The organism is Streptomyces sp. SAS_270 (assembly GCF_052543295.1).
On record NZ_JBMNDS010000182.1, the window covers coordinates 1 to 1,353 of the forward strand.

Sequence of the window (1,353 nt, forward strand, 5' to 3'; positions counted from 1 at the left end):
GGTCTGGGGGTGTGGGGTGGGGTGTTGGAGGTTTGCTTGAGGTTGGCATGAGGTGGGGGTGTGGGTTCTGGCAAAGGTTTGCCGGGGTGTTGCCTGCGGCTTTACGCTCGGTTGCGGTCTTGGGCTTGGTTTTGGGCTTGGGCTGGGTGTGTGTGGGGTTGGGTTGTTGGGTGTGGTGTGTCGAGTGTTTGGGGTGGGTGGGGTGTTGCAGCAGCCGGGGTTTGGTCGTCGTTTGCGGGGTTTGCGGGTGGCGCGGGGGTTGTCGCAGACGGCGTTGGCGGGGGAGGGGATGTCGACGGGGTATTTGTCGCGGTTGGAGTCGGGGGCGCGGCAGCCGACGGATCGGGCGGTGTCGTATTTGGCGGGGCGGTTGGGTTTGGAGGTGGGGGATTTTGAGGAGCCGGCGGGTGGGTCGTTGGCGCATGCGTTGACGTTGGCGTCGTCGACGGGGTCGGTGGAGGCGTTGGAGACGCTGGGTGAGGCGTTGGCAGCGGAGGGGCATGAGTCGCCGGTGTTGCGGTGGCAGGCGTTGTGGTTGTTGGCGGGGCGGCGGCGGGTTTTGGGTGAGTTGGTGGCGGAGCGGGGGTTGTTGGAGGAGTTGGTGGGGTTGGGGGATGAGGTGGGGTTGGTGGAGTTGCGGGTGCGGGGGTTGACGCGGTTGGCGCGGTGTTTGCGGTCGTTGGGTGAGATTACGTTGGCGTTGGAGGGGGCGGTGGAGGCGTATGGGTTGGCGCGGGAGGGGGGTGTGGGGGTGGAGGATCGGGCGGTGGCGTTGTTGGCGTTGGTGTCGGTGGAGGCGGAGGCGGGTCGGTTGCCGGATGCGCGGGCGCATGCGGATGAGTTGGCGGTGTTGGTGGCGGGGCGGGGGGATGCGTTGTGGGCGGAGGCGATGTGGACGGCTGCGGCGGTGCGGGTGCGGCAGGGGGATTTCCGGGCGGCGGAGGAGTGTTTGGGTGAGGCGTTGGAGGGGTTTGGCAGTGGTGAGGATTTGGTGTTGTGGTTGCGGTTGAGGTTGGCGGCGGGGCGGTTGTTCTTGCTGAAGTCGCCGGCTGATGCGGTGGCTGCGCAGGAGTGTGTGGGTGCGGCGGAGGCGGCGTTGGTGTTTGTGGGGACGCCGGCGTTGCGTCAGGAGTTGGCGGCGTTGAAGGCTGATTTGGCGTTTGTGGCGGGTCGTTATGAGGAGGCTCGTGGGTTGTTGGGGGAGTTGGCGGGGGATGAGTTGCGGATGAGTTATCGGGATGGGGTGCGGTTGGACATCCTGCGGTATCGGTTGCGGATCTTGGCGGGGGATGCGTCGGGGGCGGAGGGTTTGCGGGTGTTGGCGGAGCGGGCGCAGGCGGATGCCAATATCGA

Annotated in this window: 1 protein-coding gene; it reads left to right on the forward strand. The window is 66.8% G+C overall.

Going from position 1 to position 1,353, the window contains the following annotated elements; all coding sequences use genetic code 11:
- Positions 1 to 247: 247 nt before the first annotated feature.
- Positions 248 to 1,353 (forward strand): helix-turn-helix domain-containing protein (locus tag ACN6LB_RS45790; RefSeq protein WP_445031095.1); only part of this gene is annotated, 1,106 nt, incomplete at its 3' end.